Annotated in this window: 20 protein-coding genes and 1 pseudogene; 8 read left to right on the forward strand and 13 right to left on the reverse strand. The window is 71.9% G+C overall.

The window, feature by feature from the left end:
- From ACLQ14_RS14690 to ACLQ14_RS14700, 3 genes and pseudogenes are all read right to left on the reverse strand, one after another.
- Positions 1 to 185: pseudogene (locus tag ACLQ14_RS14690) on the reverse strand (ACR3 family arsenite efflux transporter); the annotation flags it as partial.
- On the reverse strand, positions 182 to 319 hold the full coding sequence (locus tag ACLQ14_RS14695; RefSeq protein ID WP_425814296.1) for a hypothetical protein: 138 nt from the start codon (positions 317 to 319) through the stop codon (positions 182 to 184). The gene ACLQ14_RS14695 and the pseudogene ACLQ14_RS14690, both read right to left, overlap by 4 nt.
- Before the next feature lie 50 nt (positions 320 to 369).
- Positions 370 to 1,089, reverse strand: coding sequence for a helix-turn-helix domain-containing protein (locus tag ACLQ14_RS14700; RefSeq protein WP_425814297.1), 720 nt, complete (start codon positions 1,087 to 1,089; stop codon positions 370 to 372).
- 233 nt (positions 1,090 to 1,322) lie between these two features.
- Between ACLQ14_RS14700 and ACLQ14_RS14705 the strand changes: the two genes are divergently transcribed.
- From ACLQ14_RS14705 to ACLQ14_RS14715, 3 genes are all read left to right on the forward strand, one after another.
- Positions 1,323 to 1,982: a DUF4097 family beta strand repeat-containing protein gene (locus ACLQ14_RS14705; RefSeq protein ID WP_425814299.1), complete on the forward strand. Its 660-nt coding sequence runs from the start codon at positions 1,323 to 1,325 to the stop codon at positions 1,980 to 1,982.
- 77 nt (positions 1,983 to 2,059) lie between these two features.
- Positions 2,060 to 2,869, forward strand: coding sequence for an ABC transporter ATP-binding protein (locus tag ACLQ14_RS14710; RefSeq protein WP_425814301.1), 810 nt, complete (start codon positions 2,060 to 2,062; stop codon positions 2,867 to 2,869).
- On the forward strand, positions 2,866 to 3,630 hold the full coding sequence (locus tag ACLQ14_RS14715) for an ABC transporter permease (RefSeq protein WP_425814303.1): 765 nt from the start codon (positions 2,866 to 2,868) through the stop codon (positions 3,628 to 3,630). Before ACLQ14_RS14710 ends, ACLQ14_RS14715 begins: the two co-directional genes overlap by 4 nt.
- Positions 3,631 to 3,633: 3 nt before the next feature.
- Here the strand turns inward: ACLQ14_RS14715 and ACLQ14_RS14720 are convergent, their stop codons facing one another.
- On the reverse strand, positions 3,634 to 4,212 hold the full coding sequence (locus ACLQ14_RS14720; protein WP_425814305.1) for a TetR/AcrR family transcriptional regulator: 579 nt from the start codon (positions 4,210 to 4,212) through the stop codon (positions 3,634 to 3,636).
- Positions 4,213 to 4,305: 93 nt separating this feature from the next.
- On the opposite strand from ACLQ14_RS14720, the gene ACLQ14_RS14725 reads away from it, so the two are divergent.
- Together ACLQ14_RS14725 and ACLQ14_RS14730 are read left to right on the forward strand one after the other, a co-directional pair.
- Complete coding sequence (locus ACLQ14_RS14725; protein WP_425814307.1) at positions 4,306 to 4,620, forward strand: DMT family transporter; 315 nt, start codon at positions 4,306 to 4,308, stop codon at positions 4,618 to 4,620.
- Between the two features lies 1 nt (position 4,621).
- Positions 4,622 to 5,014, forward strand: a complete 393-nt coding sequence (locus ACLQ14_RS14730) for a DMT family transporter (protein WP_425814309.1) — start codon at positions 4,622 to 4,624, stop codon at positions 5,012 to 5,014.
- Between the two features lie 27 nt (positions 5,015 to 5,041).
- On the opposite strand, the gene ACLQ14_RS14735 is transcribed toward ACLQ14_RS14730, so the two are convergent.
- Positions 5,042 to 5,863 (reverse strand): helix-turn-helix domain-containing protein, encoded by an 822-nt coding sequence (locus tag ACLQ14_RS14735; RefSeq protein ID WP_425814311.1) that lies wholly within the window; start codon positions 5,861 to 5,863, stop codon positions 5,042 to 5,044.
- 86 nt (positions 5,864 to 5,949) lie between these two features.
- Here ACLQ14_RS14735 and ACLQ14_RS14740 point away from each other — a divergent pair, with 86 nt between their 5' ends.
- Together ACLQ14_RS14740 and ACLQ14_RS14745 are read left to right on the forward strand one after the other, a co-directional pair.
- Positions 5,950 to 6,354 carry a nuclear transport factor 2 family protein gene (locus tag ACLQ14_RS14740; RefSeq protein WP_425814313.1) on the forward strand — a complete coding sequence of 135 codons (405 nt, stop codon included), beginning with the start codon at positions 5,950 to 5,952 and terminating at the stop codon, positions 6,352 to 6,354.
- Positions 6,355 to 6,390: 36 nt separating this feature from the next.
- Complete coding sequence (locus ACLQ14_RS14745; protein ID WP_425814315.1) at positions 6,391 to 7,368, forward strand: zinc-binding dehydrogenase; 978 nt, start codon at positions 6,391 to 6,393, stop codon at positions 7,366 to 7,368.
- A gap of 100 nt (positions 7,369 to 7,468) precedes the next feature.
- Here ACLQ14_RS14745 and ACLQ14_RS14750 read toward each other — a convergent pair whose 3' ends face one another.
- Together ACLQ14_RS14750 and ACLQ14_RS14755 are read right to left on the reverse strand one after the other, a co-directional pair.
- A complete protein-coding gene (locus tag ACLQ14_RS14750; protein ID WP_425814316.1) occupies positions 7,469 to 10,132 on the reverse strand; it encodes a sugar-binding domain-containing protein in 2,664 nt (887 codons plus the stop codon).
- A gap of 93 nt (positions 10,133 to 10,225) precedes the next feature.
- Positions 10,226 to 13,579, reverse strand: coding sequence for a LamG-like jellyroll fold domain-containing protein (locus ACLQ14_RS14755; protein WP_425814317.1), 3,354 nt, complete (start codon positions 13,577 to 13,579; stop codon positions 10,226 to 10,228).
- A 209-nt stretch (positions 13,580 to 13,788) separates the two neighbouring features.
- On the opposite strand from ACLQ14_RS14755, the gene ACLQ14_RS14760 reads away from it, so the two are divergent.
- Positions 13,789 to 14,796: a serine/threonine protein phosphatase gene (locus ACLQ14_RS14760; protein WP_425814319.1), complete on the forward strand. Its 1,008-nt coding sequence runs from the start codon at positions 13,789 to 13,791 to the stop codon at positions 14,794 to 14,796.
- Between the two features lie 46 nt (positions 14,797 to 14,842).
- Here the strand turns inward: ACLQ14_RS14760 and ACLQ14_RS14765 are convergent, their stop codons facing one another.
- From ACLQ14_RS14765 to ACLQ14_RS14790, 6 genes are all read right to left on the reverse strand, one after another.
- Positions 14,843 to 15,880 carry an ABC transporter permease gene (locus ACLQ14_RS14765; protein ID WP_425814321.1) on the reverse strand — a complete coding sequence of 346 codons (1,038 nt, stop codon included), beginning with the start codon at positions 15,878 to 15,880 and terminating at the stop codon, positions 14,843 to 14,845.
- Positions 15,877 to 16,848, reverse strand: a complete 972-nt coding sequence (locus ACLQ14_RS14770; RefSeq protein ID WP_425814323.1) for an ABC transporter permease — start codon at positions 16,846 to 16,848, stop codon at positions 15,877 to 15,879. The genes ACLQ14_RS14765 and ACLQ14_RS14770 overlap by 4 nt, the downstream gene beginning before the upstream one ends.
- Complete coding sequence (locus ACLQ14_RS14775) at positions 16,841 to 18,475, reverse strand: sugar ABC transporter ATP-binding protein (protein ID WP_425814325.1); 1,635 nt, start codon at positions 18,473 to 18,475, stop codon at positions 16,841 to 16,843. Before ACLQ14_RS14775 ends, ACLQ14_RS14770 begins: the two co-directional genes overlap by 8 nt.
- A gap of 111 nt (positions 18,476 to 18,586) precedes the next feature.
- Positions 18,587 to 19,690: an ABC transporter substrate-binding protein gene (locus ACLQ14_RS14780; protein ID WP_425814327.1), complete on the reverse strand. Its 1,104-nt coding sequence runs from the start codon at positions 19,688 to 19,690 to the stop codon at positions 18,587 to 18,589.
- Positions 19,691 to 19,832: 142 nt separating this feature from the next.
- Positions 19,833 to 20,609 carry a DeoR/GlpR family DNA-binding transcription regulator gene (locus tag ACLQ14_RS14785; RefSeq protein WP_425814329.1) on the reverse strand — a complete coding sequence of 259 codons (777 nt, stop codon included), beginning with the start codon at positions 20,607 to 20,609 and terminating at the stop codon, positions 19,833 to 19,835.
- Positions 20,610 to 20,785: 176 nt separating this feature from the next.
- Positions 20,786 to 23,107, reverse strand: coding sequence for a lysylphosphatidylglycerol synthase transmembrane domain-containing protein (locus ACLQ14_RS14790; RefSeq protein WP_425814331.1), 2,322 nt, complete (start codon positions 23,105 to 23,107; stop codon positions 20,786 to 20,788).
- Between the last annotated feature and the right edge of the window lie 107 nt (positions 23,108 to 23,214).

Genomic DNA, 23,214 nt, shown 5'->3' on the forward strand with positions numbered 1-23,214 from the left:
AGGGCGATCGGGACCGAGATGCCGCCGACCTCCATCGAGGCCAGCACGTCCGAGATCCCAGGGATGAACCGCCCGACCAGCAGCCCGCCGATCATCGCCAGGCCGATCCACAGCGGCAGCCACCGATCGAGCGTCGACAGCCTGCGCGTGGCGTCCGACCGTGCGGCCGTGGGGACGGCGCTCACGCGCGGGCCTCCTCGAGGACGGTGTCGATCTCCTCGGCGGGGGCCCGCGCCGCGTGCACGGCCGCGGTGTGGCCGGCCGACCCGGAACCGATGAGGACGATCTCGCGGGACATCCCCGACGGCGACATAGACATGGATCTATATTGACACATCTCTATGCCAGGGCCTCGAGGCCACTCCGCCCTCAGGCGCCAGGCTGGCTCTCGTTCGTCGCAAGGAGCTCACGCGCCTGCTCCGCGGCCCGGGCGATGCTCTCGCCGACGAAGTCGGTGAAGCGGGCCATGCTCTCCAGGCGGCTGCCCGCCGGCGTGTCAGCACCGAGGAGCCGCACCCCCTGCCGCGCCACGCGGGCGAGCTCGACGTTGGCGCGGGCGGCGGCCACGACGGACTGGTACCAGACGTCGCCGTCGGCGACGTACCGCTCGCGCCGGCCCTCCCCCCGCTCACGCAGCACGAGGCCGACACTCTCGAGGGTCGCGATCGCCTTGGAGACCGACGATGCGCTGACGTGGAGCCGGTCGACCAGCTCGGCGGCCGTGAGACTGCCCGCCTGGGCCGTGTAGAGACACGTCAGCGCGCCGGCGGCGATCTGAGGCAGACCCTGCTGCATGAACAGTGCGGTGAAGGTCTCCTCGTACTCGCGCAGCGCGTCTCCGGCTGCAGCTCCCGCCGCGGCCGCGGGGGCACCGGGGCCCGCCGCGCGACGTCGTCGGGCACGGCGCTCCGTGGCGTGCTGCGCCAGGTCCGCGCGGTAGGCGTGCGGGCCGCCGTTGCGCATGACCTCGCGCGTGATGGTCGACGTGGGGCGCTCCAGCCGTCGGGCGATCTCCGCGTAGGAGAGGTCCTCCGCGAGGCCCAGCACGATCCGCTGGCGCTCCTGCCTGGTCAGCCTGCCTCCTGGCACCGCGACCACCTCCGTTCCGCTGCTCGGTGCGCAACGCTAGCCCCCGGCAACCCACGGATGCAACGCGAGACGGACTTCCCTGTTGCGTTGTGGTTGAGATGGTTGCAACACTTTTGCGGTCGTGACCTGCGGCAATGCGCATTCAGTGCAACTTCCCTATTGCCGACTTGGTGAACGCTACGTAGCGTTCACGACGTCGGAAATATCACACGTCGTACCAGGAGCTGATTGCCATGGACACCTTCACCACCCCCACCCCCGTCCGCGTCGTCGTCGACGTCCCTGCCGGCCGCGTGCGCCTCGTCGCGACGGACCGCACGGACACGACGGTCGAGGTCCGGCCCGCGGACGCCTCGAGGTCCCGCGACGCCAAGGCCGCCGAGCGGACCATCGCCGAGCTGCACGACGGCACGCTGCGAGTCTCCACGCCGACCGCGAACGAGCTCTTCGGCCCGTCGGGCGTCGTCGAGGTCACGGTCGGGCTGCCCGCCGGCTCGGACGCCCACGTGACGGGCAGCGCCGAGCTGCGCGGCGTCGGCCGCCTCGGCGACGTCACCGCCGAGGGCTCGTACGGCCCGATCACGCTGGACGAGGCGTCCAGCGTGCAGCTGAGCACCCAGGACGGCGACGTCCGGGTCGCCCGGCTCACCGGCCCGGGCGAGATCACGACCGCGCGTGGCGACCTCCACGTCGCCGAGGCCGTCCGCGGCGCGCTCGCCCTCAGCACCCAGCTCGGCGACGTCACGGTCGGCGCGGCGCCGGGCGTGTCCGCGTCCCTCGACGCGGGCACCGGCTACGGCCGGCTCTCCAACGCCCTCAGGAACGACGGCACGCCCGAGCTGGAGATCCGCGCCACGACCGCCCAGGGCGACATCACGGCCACGAGCCGGTGACCGGACGCCCCACACCGCACTCCCCCCGCCGGACCACCGGCACGCCAGGAAGCACGCCAGGAAGACGGAGACCAGAGATGACCACCACCCAGTCCCCCGAACCCGCGATCCGGGTGCGGGGCATCGAGAAGTCCTTCCAGGACGTCCACGTGCTGCGCGGCGTCGACCTCGACGTCCAGGCCGGGAGCGTCTTCGCCCTGCTCGGCTCGAACGGGGCCGGCAAGACCACACTCGTCCGGATCCTGTCGACGCTGCTCAAGGCGGACGCCGGCACTGCCACCGTCCAGGGCGTCGACGTCGCGGCCGACCCGGCTCGCGTCCGCGGGTCGATCAGCCTGACCGGACAGTTCGCGGCCGTCGACGAGATCCTCTCGGGGCGGGAGAACCTCGTCCTCGTCGCCAGGCTCCGCCACCTCGCGGACCCGGGTGCCGTCGCGGACGACCTGCTCGTCCGGTTCTCGCTCACCGACGCCGGGAGCCGGCGGGCCGGCACGTACTCCGGCGGGATGCGGCGGCGGCTCGACATCGCGATGAGCCTGATCGGCGACCCGCCGGTCATCTTCCTCGACGAGCCCACCACCGGCCTCGACCCGCAGGCGCGGAACGAGGTGTGGCAGACCGTCAAGGAGCTCGCCCAGGGCGGCACCACCGTCCTGCTGACCACCCAGTACCTCGACGAGGCGGAGCAGCTCGCGGACCGCATCGCGATCCTGCACCGCGGCACGATCATCCAGAGCGGCACCCTCGCCGAGCTCAAGCAGCTGCTCCCGCCCGCCAAGGTCGAGTACGTCGAGAAGCAGCCCTCGCTCGAGGACGTCTTCCTCACGCTCGTCGGCGACGCCGCCGAGGACGACAGCAACCAGCCTGCAGGAAAGGAACTCCGATGACGACGTACGTGCTCGCGGACACCCGCGCGCTCACCGGCCGCTCGCTGCGCCACGTCCTGCGCAGCCCCGACACGATCATCACGACCGCCGTCACGCCCGTCGCACTGATGCTGCTGTTCGTCTACGTGCTCGGCGGCGCCATCGACACCGGGTCCGAGGAGTCGTACATCAACTACATGCTCCCCGGCATCCTGCTCATCACCATCGCGTCCGGCATCGCCTACACCGCCTACCGGCTGTTCCTGGACATGCAGGGCGGCATCTTCGAGCGCTTCCAGTCGATGCCGATCGCGCGCTCCAGCGTGCTGTGGGCGCACGTGCTCACGTCGCTGGTCGCGAACCTGGTGTCCGTCACGATCGTCGTGGGCGTGGCCCTGATCATGGGCTTCCGCACCGGGGCGTCCGTGGCGGTCTGGCTCGCGGTCGCCGGGATCCTGGTCCTGTTCACGCTCGCGCTGACCTGGATCGCCGTGATCGCGGGACTGTCCGCCAAGACGGTCGAAGGCGCGAGCGCGTTCAGCTACCCGCTCATCTTCCTGCCGTTCATCAGCTCCGCGTTCGTCCCGACCGACTCGATGCCCGGCCCGGTCGCCTGGTTCGCCGAGAACCAGCCGGTCACCTCGATCGTCAACACGATCCGGGCGCTGTTCGCCGAGCAGCCCGCCGGCAACGACATCTGGATCGCGCTGGCCTGGCTCGTCGGCATCCTCCTGGCCGCCTACGCGGGCGCGATCGCTGTGTACCGGCGCAAGGTCAGCTGACCCTCAGGACAGCCGGGCGAGATGTGCGTCCAGGACCTCGACGGCCCACCCGGTGGGGGCGTCGGGGTCCTGGCGCACGAGGTGCAGCGCCAGGCCGTCGACGAGCGCGTGCACGTCGCTCACCTCGAGGCTCCCGCGGCCGTCGGCCCGGCGGGGCGCGGGCGGGAGCGCGTCGAGCGCCTCCTCGCACACCCGGCGCACGCCCTCCTGGGCGGCCCGGTGCGCCTCGCGCAGCGTGGGGTCGGTCATCGCGGCGGTGCCGAGGGCGAGGTAGACCTCCATCTCGACGCGGCGTTCGGCGTCGAGCGGCAGGAGCTCCAGCAGGAGCGCGCGCGCCCGGCCGGGCGCCGCGGGGTCGAGGGCGTCGACGCGGGCGCGAAGCCGCTCGGACACGAGCCCGAGCGCCCGCTCGCGCACGCTGGCCACCGTGGGGAAGGTGTACCGCAGGGAGCTCTGCGGCAGGCCCGCCTCGGCGGCGACGTTGCGCACGGACAGCCCTTCCAGCCCGTCGCGCAGCAGGACCCGCCAGGCGGCCTCGGACACCTGGCGCTGACGCGCTTCACGGTCGACTCGTCGTGGCACTCCCTCATGTTCGCACAGTCGTGCGAAACGTGGTACAAAGGAACTCGCACAGTCGTGCGAATTCGAGTGTCCGACGAACGAGAGGTGAGTGCCGTGGACTGGGCGATCCTGGTCGCCGCCGGTGTGATGGAGGCGGCCTGGGCCACCGCACTGAGTGCGTCGCGAGGGTTCAGGCGCCCCGTGCCGACGGCGATCTTCCTCGTGACCATAGCCCTGAGCATGTGGGGCCTGGCGCACGCGATGCAGACCATCCCCGTCGGCACCGCGTACGCCGTGTGGGTCGGCATCGGGGCGGTCCTCACGGTCCTGCTCGCGGTGGTGCGCGGCGAGGAGAAGCTCTCCGTCGCCCAGGGCCTGCTGCTCGCGGGGCTGGTGGGCTGCGTCGTCGGACTGAAGGTGGTGAGCTGAGATGAGCGAGAAGACCACGACGGGCGCCGCCTGGCCGGTGCTGCTGGTGAGCGCCTGCCTGGAGGCCGTGTGGGCGACCGCGCTCCACGCGAGCGACGGTTTCACGAACGCGGGCGACACCGTCGTCTTCCTCGTGGCCCTGACCCTGAGCATGCTGGGCCTCGGCTACGCCGCCCGGCAGATCCCGATCGGCACGGCCTACGCCATCTGGACCGGCCTCGGCGCCGCCCTCACCGTCACGTGGGCGATGGTCACGGGCGAGGAGTCGGCGTCCGTGCTCAAGGTCCTCTTCCTCGCCGGGATCGTCGGCTGCGCCGTCGGGCTCAAGCTGGTGCACGCGCCCGCGCCCGACGGCGCCGCCGCGCCGAGGCGGTCGTCCGACGGACCCGCGTGACCCCCCGGGGGGCCTGCCGGCCGGCCGTCAGCCCCGCGCCACCCCGTGCATGGGGGCCGCCCCGACCCCGGCCAGGAACTCGGCCGTGGTCGAGTCGGCCGGGTAGTAGGACTCGACCACGAGCTCGTCGAGCGTGACGTCCAGGGGCGTGGTGAACGTCGTCATCGTCGAGAACAGGCGCAGCTCCCGGCCGCCGTAGCGGACGACCATGGACAGCACCACGTCGCCCTCCTGCGGACGCGATCGGCCGTCGTCGTCCGGGCTTGGGCCGAGCAGCTCGTCGTACAGCGCGGTCAGCTCGGCGTCGGGGGCGGCGGCGAGCTGCCGGAGGATGCGCGCACGGAAGACGCTCCGCACGTCCGCCAGGTTCGCGACGAGCGGCGCGAGCCCGCGTGGGTCGAGCGCCAGCCGGACCAGGTTGGGCACGGGCTGGAGGAGGTCGGGCGCGACGCCGGCGAGGAACGGCCGCATCCCGCGACCAACCTCCAGCACGTTCCACCGCCGGTCGAGGACCACCGCCGGGTAGGGCTCGTGCGACTCGAGCACGCGTCGCACGGCGCCCTGGGCCGCGGCGAGCGCGGCGGCCCCGAGGGAGCGTTCCGCGAACCGGGGCGCGAAACCGGCCGCGAGGAGAAGCCGGTTGCGATCCCGTAGCGGCACGTCGAGCCGATCCGCGAGCCGGAGGACCATGTCGGCCGTCGGGCGGGACCGCCCCGTCTCGACCAGGCTGACGTGCCGCGCCGACACGTCGGCGGCGATCGCGAGGTCGAGCTGGCTGAGGCCACGCCTCCGACGCCACTCGCGCAGCAACGCTCCGACGGTCTGCATACCCGCTCCGACGGTCTGCATACCGATGACCGTAGGGCGACGACCCACGTGGCGCCATGAACTCCGGGTTCATCGACATCGTGCACGCTTGCGAACATGCTCGCTCCATGTCCCTCATGGAGAACGTCGCCCCGACCGAAGCAGACCGGAACAAGACCACCGTCGAGCGTGCGCTCGCAGCTCTCGTCGCGGCGGGCGACGTGGACGTGCTGGCGAGCGCCTTGACCGACGACTTCGTCCACCACCGGCCCGACGGGGACAGGTCCAAGGAGGTCTGGCTCGACGCCGTCCGAAGCGCGATGGTTCCGCTCGCCGGCATGGAGGTCGAGATCGACCACCTCGTGGCCGACGATCGCCACGTCGTGATGCACTCCCGACGGCGGCTCCCGGCCCGGGACCGGTCGATCACCGTCGTCGACGTGTGGCGGTTCGAGCGGGACCGGATCGCGGAGGCCTGGGAGATCATCGAACCGGATGCCGAGGGCGCCGCCCACTTCGCATGGTGGGCCTGACCGCGACCCGGCTGCCCGCGTGCGTAGCGTGGGTCCATGCTCGCCGCCTACGCCGCCCGCTTCTCCCCCGACGACCCGCTGACCGCTCTCGAGGTCGGCGATCGACCGGAACCCGCTCCCCCGTCGGACGCCGCGCCCTTCTGGACCACGCTCGACCTGCGCGCCGCGAGCCTCAACCAGCACGACCTCTGGTCGCTCCGCGGCGTGGGCCTCCGCGCCGAGCAGCTCCCGATGATCCTGGGCACCGACGCCGTGGGACGCACGCCCGACGGGCGGGACGTCGTCGTGCACGGGGTCGTGTGGGGCGACGGGCAGGCGACCGGACCCGAGGCCGGGGACCGGCGCTCGCTGCTGTCCGAGCGCTTCCCCGGCACGCTCGCGGAGCGCGTCGCGGTGCCCACGGCGAACCTCGTCCCGCTCCCCGAGGGTCTCTCCGCGGAGGACGCCGCGTGCCTGCCGACGGCGTGGCTCACCGCGTACTCGATGCTCTTCCGGGCGGCGCGCGTGGTCCCCGGCGACCGCGTGCTCGTCCAGGGCGCGGGCGGCGGCGTCGCGACGGCGGCGATCGCGCTCGGCGCGGCCGCCGGCCTGGAGATGTGGGCGACGTCCCGGTCGGAGGCGAAGCGCTCCGAGGCGCTCCGGCTCGGCGCGGCCGCGGCCTTCGAGTCCGGCGAGCGGCTGCCAGGACGGGTCGACGCCGTCGTGGAGACCGTCGGGCGGGCGACCTGGTCGCACTCGGTGCGGTCGCTCCGCCCCGGCGGCACGCTCGTGACCGCCGGCGCGACCACGGGCGACCCCGACGCCGCCGAGCTGAGCCGCATCTTCTTCACCGAGCTCCGGGTCCAGGGCGTGACGATGGGGACGCGCACCGACCTGGAGTCGCTGCTCGCGTTCGTCGCCCGGACCGGCGTGCGGCCGCGCATCGACTCGACGCACACCCTGGCGCGCGTCGCCGACGGGTTCGCCCGGCTCGCCTCCGGCGAGCACGTGGGCAAGGTCGTCGTGACGGCCTGAGCCGCTCCCGGGCGGCCACGTAGCGCGTTTCGCCCGAGGTCGCACGGAGTCCGCGCTACCTCGGGCGAAAGGCGCTACCTCGGGGGCGGGCCTCCGACGACTACTGCCCCGAGCCGGCCGCGATGACCGCCTCGTTGGCCGCACGGACCCGGGCGTTCTGCATCTTCGCGACCTCGCGGTCGTAGGTGTAGAACCCGTTGGTCTCGCCCTCGATGTCGGTGATCTGCGTGTAGACGGAGCCAGAGAGACCGCCACGCGCCAGCCCCACGAGCGCGGCCGTGTTCTGGACGTAGGCGTCGGTGAGCTCCGACGTCGACCCGAATGCCTGATAAGGACTGACGGACGTCGACCAGATGTGCCCGAGGACCGTCATCGACAGGCCGCCGTGCTCGCCGTCGATCGCGGCGCGCGTCGCGTCCGGCGTCGGCGTGGCGGGACCGGCGTACGTGTGCCAGTCGATGATGTCGCCCGAGCCGTTGTCGCCGGGCATGTCGCAGCAGTTCTGGCCGCTGCGGGTGTCCACGAGCCGCGTCGGGTCCTGGGCCTTGATCGACTTCGCGACGTCCGCGGCGCCGTCCTGGCTCCACTCGCCCCAGCCCTCGTTGAAGGGGATCCAGCCGATGATCGCCGTGGCCGAGTCGTGCTGGTCGATCATGCGCCGCAGCTCGGACTTCCACTCGTCCTGCTGGGCTGCGTCGCGGTTGCTCGACGACGGCATGTCCTGCCAGACCATCATCCCGTCCTTGGCCGCGTCGTAGTACCAGCGCTGCGGCTCGACCTTGATGTGCTTGCGGATCGTGTTGAACCCGAGGTCCTTGGTGGTCTGGATGTCCCAGTTCAGCGCCTCCTCCGTGGGCGCCGTGTAGACGCCGTCGGGCCAGAAGCCCTGGTCGAGCGTCGCGAGGAGGAACGTCTCCTTGCCGTTGAGGACGATCTTGTTCACGCCGTCGATCTTCTGGATGCCGATCGACCGGACGCCCACGTAGCTCCCGACCGTGTCCTTCGACGGCCCGTCGTGCAGCTGCGCCTTGATCGTGTACAGGTACGGGTCGTCGGGCGTCCAGCGGTGCGAGCTCGTGATCGCCAGGTTCAGCCGCTCGTTCGCGGCGCCGCTGACCGTCCCGACCTTCTTGCCCTTCTCGTCGTACGCCGTCACGACGACCGACGCGTTCTTCGACGCCCCCGCCGCGTCGGCGGTGACCTGCACGGAGTCTCCGGTGCCGTCGTCGGACGCGGAGAGCTGCGGGGTGAGCTGGAGCGAGTCCACGTGCACCTGCTCGACGGGCTCCAGCCACACGGTCTGCCAGATGCCCGACGACGCGGTGTACGACAGCCCGGTCGGGTGTGCGTTCTGCTTGCCGATCGGCTGGTCTCCCGTGGTGTCGGTGACGCGCACGACGACGTCGTTCGTGCCCTTCTTCACCGCGTCCGTGATGTCCGCCGTGAACGCGTCGTAGCCACCCGTGTGCTCCGCGACGACCTTGCCGTTCACGTAGACGGTGGCCTGGTAGTCCACCGCACCGAGGTTCAGCTCCAGGCGCTGCTGGTTCGGCTTGTCGCCGATCTTCCACGACGACGGCACCGTGAACGTCCGGTGGTACGCGACGTGGTCGTAGTGCTTCTGGATCCCGGACAGCTGCGACTCGATGGGGTACGGGACGACGGCGGTCTGCGCGTCGTTCCACGAGGTGGGCGGCGCGGTGTCCGCCGCCGCCAACGGCTCGAAGTCCCACTTCCCGTTGAGGTTCTGCCACGCGTCGCGCGTCAGCTGCGGGCGCGGGTACTCCGGCAGCGGGTGGTCCGGGTCGACGTCCTTGGCCCACTTCGTGGTGATCAGGAAGGTCGAGTCGTTCGTCACCCGGCTCGCGAACGACGGCACCGGGTCGCCACCCGCAGTCACGCCGGCCGCGCCGTCGTAGACAACGATCGCGGAGACGTCACGCGGCACGCGCGCCCCCAGCGTCACCCGGACGTCGGACGACGTCGCGCCGGCGCTGACGCCGCTCACCGGGTAGTCGGTGTCGCCTACCGCCACCCGCACGTGCTTCGCGAGGTCCGCGGTGCCGGCCACCGCCCCGGGCAGGGTGAGGTCGACGCTCTTCCCGTCAGCGGGGATCGTCGCCTCGACGCCGTAGGGCGTGAAGTCCTCCGGCAGCGTGAACGCGGATGCCGGGACGGCCTCCTTGGCCACGCCGGCGTCGTCGGACTGCCAGCGCAGGTGGACGTTCGCACCGCCGGTCGCCTGGAACTGCTCGAACGTGAACGGCACGGGCTGACCCGCCACCAGGTGCACCGCCTTCGTCGCGGTCTGCTCCTGGTCCCACTGGTTGAGCCACCAGTCGATCAGCTCGTCCGACGTCGACGAGCCGCCGACCCACAGGCGGAACCCGTTGTCGCCGATCGCGGAGAACGTGTAGTCGCCCGTCTTGGGCGCCGTCACGAAGCCCGACCAGCGCACCCCCACCTCGTCGGGCTGGCCGAGGATCGCCTTGTACGTCGGGATCATGTCGTCGACGTCGACGTCGGGATCCACCAGCGACGCCTTGAGGTTGGCGTCGTCGAGCGCGAACGTGCTCGTGTCGGTGATCGTGTAGTAGTCGGCGCGCAGCCCGCTGCGTGCCGCCCCAGCGTCGGAGGGCTGGGCGGCGGACGCCGTCGTGGGCGCGAGCGAGACCGCGGCGGCCAGTGCCACGGCGCCGACGGCGGCCGCGCGCAGCCACCCGGTGGCGCCACCCGCTCTCGTGCGGTGGGTGGGATGGGACATGGGTACCTCGTCTCCTCGTCGAGCGGAAAGGCGAGCGCCGCCCCCAGGTCCCCTCGGGGAGACGGAGGCGGCGCCCGCGTCGTGCTGGATGCGCTACTTCGCGAGCGTGGCCACGTCCGTCGCGGTCAGGGCCCGGTCGAACACGTGCACGTCGTCGACGGCTCCCTGGAGGAAGTCGACGTCGTTGCCCTGCCACTGCGCCCGGCCGATGGAGACGGTGCCGCTGGTCGCGTGCGTCTCGGTGGTGGGCTGCGTGCTCTGCAGGGCGCCGTTCACGTAGACGGCGATGGTCCCGGCGTCGGCGTCACGGACGCCGACCACGTGGTACCACTGCCCCACCTGGACCTTGACGTTCGAAGCGATCGCGCGCGGCCCGTTGGGGAAGCTGAACGCGAACCCCTGCTGCGTGTTGTTCGACCCGCTGTACTGCAGGAAGAACGGGCTCGACCCGCTGGCCTGGACGCTGTTGGCGGCCACGGCGGTCGAGTACGCGGTCGGGAGCGCGTCCATGCGGACCCACGCCGAGACCGAGTAGCTCTGCGTCGTGTCGAGCTTCGGGACGGACGCCGTCGCCTGGGCGGTCTTGCCGTCCAGCGCGACGGCCTTGCCGTGCTTGCCGTCCGTGAGCGTCGCGCCCCCGACGAGCGTCGCCGCCCCGGCCCGACCGCTCTGGTCGGGCACGGTCACGCCCGACGCCGCGTCGAAGTTCCAGGCACCGACGCCGACGACGCCGCCGCGGCCCTTCGCCGCCGGCTCGCCCGCGCCGGCCGCGAGGACCTCCTGGTTGACGGCCTTCACGCGCGCCTCGTCCATCTTGGAGATGCGGCGGTCGTAGGTGAAGAACCCGTTGAGCTCGCCCTCGACGTCCGTGATCTGCGTGTAGACGGAGCCGGACAGGTGGTCGCGGGCGTACCCGACGAGCTTCGCCGTGTTCTCCACGTAGGCGTCCGTGAGGCTCTTGGAGTCCGTCACCTCGCCGTAGGGGTTGATCGAGCCGCCGGCCCACATGTGCCCGAGCGTCGCGAGCGAGAAGCCTCCGTGCTCGCCGTCGATCGCGGCGCGCGTGGCGTCGGGCGCCGGGTTTCCCGGGCCTGTGTAGTCGTGGTAGTCGATGATGTCGCCCGAGTGCGTGTCACCCGGGATGTTGCAGCAGTTCTGGCCGCTGCGGGTGTTGACGAGGCGCGACGGGTCCTGGGCCTTGATCGACGCCGCGACGTCCGCGGCCTGCGGGATGCCCCACTGGCCCCAGCCCTCGTTGAAGGGGATCCAGCCGATGATCGACGTCGTCGAGATGTGCTGGTCGATCACGCGCTTCAGCTCGGACTTCCACTCGTCCTGCTGGGCGGTGTTGCTGTTCGAGCCGGACGGCATGTCCTGCCAGACCATCATCCCGATCTTGTCGGCGTCGTAGTACCAGCGCTGCGGCTCGACCTTGATGTGCTTGCGGATCGTGTTGAACCCGAGGTCCTTGGTGGTCTGGATGTCCCACGCGAGCGCCTGGTCGGTCGGCGCGGTGTACACGCCGTCGGGCCAGAAGCCCTGGTCCAGGGTCGACAGCAGGAACGTCTGCTTGCCGTTGAGGACGATCCGGTTCACGCCGTCGATGCTCTTGATGCCGATCGAGCGAACGCCGACGTAGCTGCCCACGGTCTCCTTGGAGGCCCCGTCGTGGAGCTGGACCTTGAGCGTGTAGAGGTACGGGTCGTCGGGCGTCCACCGGTGCGAGTTCGCGATGCGCAGGTTCAGCTGCTCGTTCGCGGCGCCGGAGGTCGCCCCGACCTTCTTGCCCTTCGCGTCGAACGCCGTCACGATGACCGACGCGTTCTTCGAGGCGCCCGCCGCGTCGGCGGTGACCTGCACGGAGTCTCCGGTGCCGTCGTCGGACGCGGAGAGCTGCGGGGTGAGCTTGAGGGAGTCCACGTGGACCTGCTCGACGGGCTCCAGCCACACGGTCTGCCAGATGCCCGACGACGCCGTGTAGAAGATCCCGGACGGGTTCGCCGACTGCTTGCCCGCGGGCTGGGCCCCGGTGGTGTCGGTGACGCGCACGACGACGTCGTTCTGGCCCTTCTTCACCGCGTCCGTGATGTCCGCCGTGAACGCGTCGTAGCCACCCGTGTGCTCCGCGACGACCTTGCCGTTGACGTACACGGTGGTCTGGTAGTCGACGGCGCCGAAGTTCAGCTCCAGGCGCTGCTGGTTCGGCTTGTCGCCGATCTTCCACGACGACGGCACCGTGAACGTCCGGTGGTAGGCGAAGTGGTCGTAGTGCTTCTGGATGCCCGAGAGCCGCGACTCGATGGGGTACGGGACGACGGCGGTCTGCGCGTCGTTCCACGAGGTGGGCGGCGCGGTGTCGGCCGTCGCGAGGGGCTCGAGGTCCCACGTGCCGTTGAGGTTCTGCCACGCGGCGCGCGTCAGCTGCGGGCGCGGGTACTCCGGCAGCGGGTGGTTCGGGTCGACGTCCTTGGCCCACTTCGTCGTGAGCTGGTAGGTCGACGCGTTGTCGATCGCCGCGTTGAAGCCCGGGACCTTCTCGCCGCCGGCGGTGAGCGAGCCGTTGCCGTCGTAGACGACGCGGCCGTACGCCTTGCCGAGGACCGACGCGCCGAGGCCGACCGTCACGGTGCTGCCGCTGGCGGTGACGGAGGAGATCGGGTAGTCCGTGCCGTCGACGGGCACGCGCAGGTGCGCCGCGAGGTCGGCGGTGCCGGCGACGGCGCCCGGGAACGTCAGGACGACGCTGTCGCCCTTCGCGGGGATCGTGGCGCTGACGTCGTACGGGTCGAAGTCCGACGGCGGGGTGAACGCGGAGGCGGGCACGGCCTCCTTGGCGATCCCGGCGTCCGTCGAGGCCCAGCGCAGGTGGACGTTCGCGCCGCCCGTCGCCTGGAACTGCTCGAACGTGAACGGTACGGGCTGACCCGCCTCGAGGTGCACCGTGTGGGTCGCGGTCTGCTCCGTGTCCCACTGGTTGACCCAGAAGTCGATGAGCAGGTCGGACGCGGCGCTGCCGCCGACCCACAGGCGGAAGCCGTTGTCGCCGATGGCCGAGAACGTGTAGTCGCCCGTCTTCTGCGCCGTGACGAAACCGGACCACCGCACGCCGACGTTCTCGGTCTTGCCCGTCATCGCCTTGTAGACCGGGATCATGTCGTTCACGTCGACGTCCGGGTCGAGGACCGACGCCTTGAGGTTGGCCGGGTCGAGCGCGAACGTGCTGGTGTCGGTGATCGTGTAGTAGTCCGCGCGCAGCCCGCTGCGGCCGGTCTGGTCGACCGTCGGTGCGGCGGCCGACGCCAGCGCGTCGGCGGCACCGGCGTGGGTGGCGGCGGTCGCCGTCGGGACGACCGTGACGGCCGTGGCGAGCGCGAGGACGCCGACGGCCGCGGAGCGCAGCAGCCGGGTCCCGCGGCTCGTGGCCCGGGTGGGGGGTGGGTCGAACATCTGCCTACCTCTTCTCATCGTTGAGCCGGAACTTGGCGAGGTGTGTCTGAGCCGGTGGACGCCTGTTCGATCAGGTTTCGCTCACCAACGAGACACAGTCTGACAACGCTGACCGACGAAGGCAACAGTTACGAGCAATCAACGACACTTCCCAACACCGACCGTGTCGGGTTCTGAGCGAAGTGCTCGGCGCTGGCAAGATGTCCGGGATGTTGACGGACCGGCACGACCGCCACCACCGGATCTCGGCCTCGCTCCCGACCCGTGGCGACGACGAGCTCGCCGCGCTGCTCGCCACCGGCACCGACAACGGCGTGGGTGCAGGCGGCGGTACCTCCGTGATCGACGTCGACGGTGTGGCGGTCTTCGCCAAGCGGATCCCGATCACCGACCGCGAGCTGGCCCGTCCGCGGAGCACGGCGAACCTGTTCGACCTGCCGACGTACTGCCAGTACGGCATGTACCCCCTGGCCGGCCCGGGTTTCGGGGCCTGGCGCGAGCTCGCGGCCGACGAGATCGTCACCGCAGGCGTGCTCGCCGGAGAGTCCGACGCCTTCCCGTTGCTGTACGGCTGGCGGGTGCTCCCCGGCCGGCCGCCCGTCGCGGCCGAGCACCTCGACGTCGACGCCGTGGTGGCCCAGTTCGGCGGTGCTCCGGGCGTCCGCACCCGGTTCGCCGAGCTGGCCGCGGCGACCGCGAGCCTCGTGCTGTTCCTCGAGCACGTCCCCGCCCCGGTCACCGACCTGCTGGGCGACCCGGCCGTGCCGGTCGAGTCGGTCGAGCGGCAGCTGCTCGACATGGTGGCGTTCCTGCGCCGTCGCGAGCTGCTCCACCTGGACGGGCACTTCGGCAACATGCGGGCCGACGGCGACCGGATCCGTCTCACGGACTTCGGCCTGGCCACCTCGCCGCGGTTCGACCTGTCCGACGCCGAGCGCGCCTTCGTCGCCCGCAACGTCGACCACGACGCCGACTACGCGGCGATGCGGCTGGTGAACTGGCTGGTCACGACGGTGTGCGGGGTTCCGGTACCGGAGACCGGTGGACCCGTGGTCCGCAACGCCTTCGTGCGTGCGTGTGCCGACGGCGCGATCCCGGACGACGTGCCGGAGGTCGTCGCGGGCGTCCTGACCCGACACGCCGCGGCCGCAGCACGGATGAACGACTTCTGCTGGCGACTGTTCGACGGAGACCTCCACGCGGAGTATCCCTGCTGACCGCTGGGCCGGCCGATGACGAGCGCACCGGCCGGCCGAGCGGCCGTCAGGGCAGGCGCCTCACCCGGGTGAGCGTCGTCTGGATCAGCACGACGACCGCGAGGAACAGTCCGTTGGCGAGGTCGGACGCGGACGACCCGTACTGGGACAGGTGCACGCCGATGAGGTTCTGGATCACGGCGAGGAGCAGGACACCGGCGGCGGTGCCGACGATCGAGCCCGCGCCGCCCGTCAGCAGCGTGCCGCCGATGATCACGGCCGCGATGGCGGTGAGCTCGTAGCCGAGGCCGATGTTCGTGACGCCCGACTGCAGGCGGGACGCGTTGAGCATCCCCGCCGCGCCGGCGACCGTCGCCGACAGCACGTAGACGAGCACCTTGGTGCGCGCCACCGGCAGGCCCATGAGCAGCGCCGCGTTCTCGCTGCCGCCGATCGCGAACAGCGCCTGCCCGAACCGCGTCCGCATCAGCAGGATCCCGCCCAGGACGAACAGGATGACCGCCGTGAGGATCGGACGCCAGGTGCCGTCGCCGAGCCAGAGGAAGGGCGAGCCCTTGGGGACCAGGTACGTGTTGGTGCCCTCGGCCGAGATCGCCTGCAGTAGCCCCCGGGCGAACAGCATGCCGGCGAGCGTCACGATGAACGGCGCGAGCCTCGCCCTCGCGATGAGCGTGCCCTGGACCAGCCCGAACAGGACGGCCACGACGAGCGGCAGCAGGACCGCGACGAGGATGCCGCCGTGCCCCGCTCCCCAGGCCGCGAGGACGCCGCCCAGCGCGAACATCGAGCCGACGGAGAGGTCGATGCCGCCCGTCAGGATGACGAAGGTCATGCCCAGCGCGAGGAGCGACGTGTACGCGTTGCCGACGAGGATCGACTGGAAGTTCCCCCAGTCGGCGAACCCGTCGGAGAACAGGCACGCGGCGACGAACACGATCACCAGCGAGACGAGGCCGCCCTGCTGCTGCGCGATCCCCGTGATGCGCTCGAGCCGGGTCTCGCCCGTGACGTCGACGTTCACGCCGGCGTCCGGGACCCGGGGCGTCGTCGGGCCGGCCGAGCCCGTGGGGTTCAGTGTGCTCATCGTCCGCTCCGTCCCCGCGCCGCGTACACGGCGCCGATGATGATGACGGCCTCGACCATCTGGCTGTAGGAGGTCTTGACGTTGTTCTGGATCAGGGTCGCGGTGACGAGCTGCATGAAGACCGCTCCGGCGACCGTGCCGAGCACCCGGATCCGGCCGCCCGTGAGCGGGGTGCCGCCGACGACGACGGCCGTGATCGCGGAGAGCTCCAGGTTGAGCCCGTAGTTCGACGGGTCGGCGTAGCCGCCGTGCCCGACGAACAGCACGCCCGCGATGGCCGCGAACAGGCCGGAGACGACGTAGACGGTCACGAGGACCCGCTTGACGGGCAGCCCGGCGAGCGCGCTCGCGGCCCGGTTGTCGCCGATCGCGGTGAGGCGGCGGCCGAACGCCGTCCGCCGCACCACGAACGCCACGACCAGCACGAGCACGACGGCGAGCCAGACCTCCTGCGGGATGCCGAGCCAGCTGTCGAGCCCCAGCGCGCCGATGGTCTCGTCGGTCACCGCCTTGGCGCTCGCGCCGTTGAGGATGACCGCGAACCCGCGTACGCCGATCATGAGCGCCAGGGTCGCGATGATCGGCTGGACGTTCGCCACCGCGACCATGAGGCCCGCGAGCAGGCCGGAGACGCAGCCCGCGACCAGGGCGACGACGATCGAGAGCCACGCCCCGTACCCCAGGTACAGCGGGATCACGGCCGACGACAGCGCGACCACCGCGCCCACCGACAGGTCGATGCCCTCGGTCGTGATCACGAGAGCCATGCCCAGCGCGACGATCAGCACGGGGACGACCTGGAAGGCCTGGACCCGGAAGTTGTCCAGGGAGAAGAACGACGGCTCGATCGCGGTGTTGACGACGATCAGCACGACGATCGCCGCGTACACCCCGTAGTCCTGCAGCCACGCGACGACGCGGTGGCGGTCGAGCGCGGCCGGCGCCGGCCGGACGGCGACGTCAGTCATGGGTCTCCTCCTCGGTCCGGGCGGGCTCGGGCTCGGCCAGGTCGGGCTCGGGCGGTGCCTCCGCGAGCGTGGTCATGAGCGTGTCCTGGGTGACGTCGCCGCCCGTCAGCTCGCCGACGACGCGGCCGTCCTTCAGCACGACCACGCGGTCGGAGCCCTCGATGAGCTCGTCGAGCTCGGACGAGATGAGCAGCACCCCGAGCCCCTGCTCCGCGAGCTCGTTGATGACGCCCTGCACCTCGGCCTTGGCGCCCACGTCGATGCCGCGCGTGGGCTCGTCCAGCAGGAGCGCCTTCGGGTCGAGACACAGGCAGCGCGCGAGCAGGACCTTCTGCTGGTTCCCGCCCGACAGCTCCGACACCCGCTGGTCGGGGCTCGATGCCTTGATGCGCAGGCGCTTCATGAAGTAGTCGACGATCTCGTCCTGCTTCGCGCGGTCGACCAGGCCGGCGCGCGTGATCCGCGGCAGCGCGGCGAGGACGATGTTCTCCCGCACGGACAGGCTCGGCACGATGCCCTCGAGCTTCCGGTCCTCGGGGAGCATGACGACGCCCGCCCGGATCGAGGCCGCGACCGTCCGGCGGGTGGTCCTCCCGCCGACCTCGACGGTGCCGCCGTCGAGAGGGAGGGCGCCCATGATCGCCTTGGCGGTCTCGCTGCGGCCCGACCCGAGCAGCCCGCCGAGACCGACGACCTCGCCCGGTCGCACGTCCACGGAGACGCCGTCGAGCTGGTGGCGCCGCTGCAGGTCGCGCGCCGAGACCACCGGCGCGCCGCGCACCTCGTGGCCCTCGTCCGCGAACCCGGTGGCGCCGTGCTTGCGGACCTCGCCGATCTCCCGGCCCAGCATGAGCGAGACCAGGGTGATGCGGTCGACGGCGGAGATGTCGTCGACCCGCACGACGGCGCCGTCCCGCATCACCGTGACGCGGTCGCAGACCTGGTACAGCTCGTCGAGCCGGTGGCTCACGTACACGATGCCGATGCCGCCGTCCCGCAGCCGGCGGATCACGCCGAACAGCGTCTCGACCTCGCGGGCCTCGAGCGAGGACGTCGGCTCGTCCATGATGACGACGCGGGCGTCGAGCTGCACCGCCCGCGCGATCGCCACCATCTGCTGCGCGCCCAGCCCGAGCGACCGCAACGGCCGCGACGGGTTCACGTGCACCCCGTACTCGCGCAGGATCTCCCGCGCCTCGCGCTTCATCCGCGTCGAGTCGATCAACCCGTACCGCCGCGGCTCGCGCCCGAGGAACAGGTTCCGAGCGACGCTCATCATCGGGACGAGGTTGACCTCCTGGTAGATCGTGGAGATCCCCGCCTCCTGGGCGGCGAGCGGGCTCGCGAACGCGACCTGCTCCCCGCGGAGGCGGACCTCGCCCTCGTCCGGCTCGTACACCCCGGTCATGACCTTGATCAGCGTCGACTTGCCGGCGCCGTTTTCGCCGATCAGCGCATGCACCTCCCCCGGGCGCACCGCGAAGTCGACGCCGCGGAGCGCGTGCACGCCCGTGAACGACTTCTGCACCCCCGTGACCTCGAGCACGGGAGCGGGGGCGGCGGGACCGCCCGGTGGCGCGGCGGTCGGCTCTGCGGCCACCGGCTGCGCGCCCTGTGGTTGGACCATCGGTGAAGGGCCTTTCTCAGCGGTTCGGGTACGTCGTCGTACTCGAGGGCCGGTGCCACCCGGCCGCACGGTTGCCCGTGCGGCCGGCGGCCCCCTCGGCGTGACCGGGCGTCAGTAGACGTCGCCGTTGTCGAGCGCCTCCTGGGCGTTGTCCTTGGTGAAGTGGTGGTCCGCGATGATGACGTTCGTCGGCGTGCCCGTGTCGCCGTAGAACTCGGTCAGCGCCTGGAAGGCGAGCGGCCCGAACCGGGGGTTGGTCTCGACGTCGGAGAACATGACGCCGGACGCGACGTTCTTGACCGCGTCCTCGGTGCCGTCGATGCCGATCACCTGGATGTCCTTGCCGGGCGTCTTGCCGGCGGCCTTGATGGCCTGGATGGCGCCGAGGGCCATCGTGTCGTTCTCCGCGTAGACCCCCTTGATGTCCGGGTTGGACTGGAGGATCTGCTCCATGACCTTCTGGCCCGTGGCCTGGTCGAAGTTCGCCGTCTGCGACGCGACGACCTTGAGGTTCGGCGACGACGCCGCGACCTCCTTGGTGAAGCCGTCCGTGCGCGCCTGGGCGACGTTGTTCCCCGACGTGCCCTGGAGGATCGCGATGTTGCCGCCGTCGGGCAGGGCCTTGGCCATGTCCTGCGCCGCGATCTTGGCCTGGCCCGCGAAGTCGGAGCCGATGAACCCGATGAAGTCGCTGCACGCCGAGCCGTTGACCGTGCGGTCGATCGTGAGGACCGGGATCTTCTTGGCCTTGGCCTGGGCGAAGGCCGGCGCCAGGCCGTCCGAGTTCTCGGGGGCCACGATGAGGACCTTCGCGCCCTGCGCGATCATGTCCTGGATGTCGGTGTTCTGCTGCTGCACGTTCGCGTTCGCGTTGCGCTGGATCAGCTTGACGCCGAGTCGCTTCGCCTCGTCGGTGATCGACTGGGTCTCGGTCGCGCGGAACGGGTTGCTCGTGGACTCCGACTGCGAGAACCCGACCGTCACGCCCTTGAGGTCCACCTTGTCGGCGCCGTAGGTGGTGTACGTGCAGCTGTCGCCGGACGAGCCGGTCGACTGCACCTGCTGGGCCGCGGCGGTGTTGCCGGCGTCGCCGCCGGTGGGCGAGCTGCCGCCGCCGTCGTCCGCGCTCTTGGAGCACCCGGTGAGCGCGAGGGCGAGGGCCGTGCCGGCGACCACGACGACGGATGCTGTCCGCCGCTTGGAGGTGAGAGCCATCATGTCTCCTTTGATCTCGATGGTTCGCGCGTCTTCGCGCTGGGAGGTGCAACTTCCACATTGAACACCTACCGATCAGAAGCAAGCAATGATCGATCGCCAACGCGTCACGTTCGTGACCAAACCGTGATCGATGATTCGGTCAGCTCGCCTCGTCGAGCGGCGCCACGTGGACCTCGACGCCGAGCTGGCGGAGCTGCGCGAGTAGTCCGGGGTCGGCGTTGCCGTCCGTCACGAGGTGCGTGATCGCGTCGACCGGCACGGTCTGCATCATCGTGTCCACGCCGAGCTTGGTGTGGTCGGCGAGCACGACCACCTCCTGCGCCGCAGCGACGATCGCGCGGTCGATGCTGGCCGACTGCGCGTTGGGGGTCGAGAGCCCGCGCGAGACGGTGAGGCCGTTCCCCGACAGGAACGCCCGCCGCACGCGGATCCCGTGCAGCGACGCCTCCGCGGCGCTGCCCACCAGGGCGAACGTCGAGCCACGGAGGGTCCCGCCGGTCATCACGACCTCCACCCACGTCCGCGCGAGCTCCTCGGCGACGAGCACGGAGTTCGTCACGACGGTGAGGTCCTGGAACCGCCCGAGCGTGCGGGCCAGCTCACGGGTCGTGGTCCCCGCGCCCAGGACGACGGCGTCCCCCTCGGACACGAGATCGGCGGCCACCGCCGCGATCGCCGCCTTCTCGGCGGCCGCTACCTGGCTCTTCTGCTGGTAGGTCTGCTCGTGCGTGAGACCGCCCGGCCAGGCCGCGCCGCCGCGCCGGCGATCGATCACGCCCTCCTGCTCGAGGATCCGCACGTCCCGTCGGATGGTCACCTCGGACGCGTCGACGGCGGACGCGAGCTCCCGCAGGGAGGCGAGCCCGCGGCTCCGCACCTGCTCGACGATCGCCTGCCGACGTTCGAATGCGTGCACGACCCGCTCCCCGTTCCACTCGCCGGCGACGCTCCATCGCCTCGTCGCGACCACCGTACGCGATCCTGATCGATTGTCGATCAGGTGAGCGCGAACGTGACCGAACCGTGCTCGATGTTTGCGCGAGTCGGGGGCGTGGCCGGTCGGGGGCGTGGCCGGTCGGAGTCGTGCGGCCGTCAGACGTAGCGGCGGCGCTGCAGCCAACGCAGCACGAACCAGCCGGCGAGGACGGGCAGCCAGCAGGTCAGCAGCCGGTAGAAGAACGCCGTGGGCACGGCGACCTCGGACGGCACGCCGAACGCGGCGAGCCCGCCGATGAGCGCCGCCTCCACCGCGCCGACGCCGCCGGGGGTCGGCGCCGCGGTCGCGAGGGTCGCTCCCACCATCGTCACGAACGCGGCCGCCACGAACTCGCTCCCGCCGCCGAACGCCAGGAGGCACGCCCACAGTGCCGCGGCCGACGCGAGCGTCACGCCGCACGACCCGACGACCGCGAGCGCGAGCCTCCCCGGCCGGCGCGCGAGCGCGCCGAGCTCGGAGACCACCTCGCGGAGCCGCAGCCGGGCCTGCGCGAGCACCGTGCGACGCAGGCGCGGCACCGACAGCACGACCCCCACGACGGCGAGCAGCAGTGCGATCACGAGGAGCACCAGGGACTTCCCGGGCACGAGGTGCGAGAGGTCGAGCGTCTTGCCCGCGATCACCGCGAGGACCGCGAGGAGGCCCACGTGCGTGACGACCTGCACCACGCTCTGCAGCGCGATGACGCCCGACGCCGCGGCGAACGGCAGCCCGCCCGTCTGCGTCAGGTAGCGCGCGTTGAGGGCCAGCGACCCGACGCTCGCGGGCGTCGACGTGCCGACGAACGAGGTCGCCACCTGCACGGCGACCGTCCGGCCCCGCGGGAGCTGCACCGTCGTGCAGGAGCGCAGGGACAGGGCGGCGGCGACCGGGCCGAGGGCCGCGATCACGAGGGCGAGGACCGCCCACACCGGGTCCGCGGTGCGGACGGCGTCGACGGTGCGGGGAAGCTGCCCGACGAGCGGCAGCGCCACGTACGTGAGGCCGACGAGCAGCACGAGCTGGACGAGCTGGCGGCGGCTGAACCGTGAGAGCTGGTAGGTCTGCACGGCCTGCACGTCGCACTGCCGCTCGACCTCGAGACGCACGTCCTCGATGAGGGCGTCACGCGCGTGCCGCGGGCCACGGGCCTCGCGCGGCACGACGACCGGGCCCAGCCCGCGGGCGCCGTGCACGACGAGGTCGGGCCCGAGCCGCGCGACGGCCGTGCGCACGGCCGTCTCGGCCCCCGCGACGAGCGCCGCCGTGTAGAGCCCCTGGGCGAGGTCGAGGTCGAGCTGCACGTCGGGCGCGGCGATCTGGCCGGAGCGGAAGTCCATGAGCACGAGCCGGCCGTCGTCGCGCACCGCCAGGGCGGCGGGACGCACCGCGCGGTGCGCGACCCGGGCACGGCGCAGGGTGGCGAGGTCGTCCCAGAGCTGGTCGAGGAGGTCCGCCACGTCCGGAGCCGCGGGATCGGCGGCCGCGGGGGCCGGCCGCCTCTTCCGCTCCGTCGCGTCCGGGAACAGCGCCGTCAGCGGCGTCCCGACGGGCTCGGTGGTGCCGAGCATCATCCAGCCGTTCGTCGGCTGGCCGACCAGCATCCGGCCCGGCGTGACCACGCCCGCGCGCTCCGCCGCGAGCGAGACGAGGGCCTCGTGCTCGACGGCGCGGCGCAGCGACGGGAACGGCGCCGCGTCGCCCGGCCGCCGGAGCGTGAGGACGCGGCGCAGCCGGGCGAGCGCGTCGGCTGTGCGGTCGTCGTCGCTGAGCACCTCGAGCCGCAGCCGGTGGGCGGTCCCGGTGCCGCTCCACTCGTCCCGGGCGAGCTCGACCTGCGCGACGAACGGCCCCCGCGCCGGCGGCTCCAGTCGGACCGAGCGGACCTCGAGCCCGCGGCTCGCGAGCTCGTCGAGCACAGCGTCGAGCGGCAGCAGGCACGACGGCGACCGCACGGCCAGCAGCACCACGGCCCCCACGAGGTTGCCGATCGCGAGCTCGACCAGCAGCGACGCGAGCTCCGTGCCACCCGCGATGAGGAGCACCGGGACGTACAGGACGAGGAGCGTCGGGCAGGCCCAGCGCCAGCGCCGCGGGAGCCACGGCCGCGCGACCGTCAGCGCGCCGGCCGCCGCGGCGACGAGGCGCGGGTCGAGGACGATCCCGACGGCCGTGCGGGCCGCGGTCTCGTCGACGACCAGCAGCCCCGCGACCACGCAGATCGCCGCCACCCCGGCGGCGAGGACGGCCGCGAGCGCCGCGCTCCACGCCCCGACCCACCGCCGCCGGACGAGGACCCCGACGAGCAGGACGAGCACCGCGATCCCGGCGATGCCCGCGAAGGTCGCGCGGACGGCGTCGAGCAGGGGCACCGGCATCCGGCCGAGGAGCTCCGACAGGTCGCTGACGGAGAGCTCCCACGTCGTACGCCCCAGCACCCGGACCGCGATCGCCAGCGCGAGCCAGAAGCAGGCGGCGACGATCCGGGTCTGGTCGTGCGTGCGGAACCGCCGGGGCCGCAGGAGCGTACCCTCGACGGCCGGCG

The sequence above is a fragment of the Luteimicrobium sp. DT211 genome, assembly GCF_049844995.1.
Taxonomy (GTDB): Bacteria; Actinomycetota; Actinomycetes; order Actinomycetales; family Cellulomonadaceae; genus Luteimicrobium.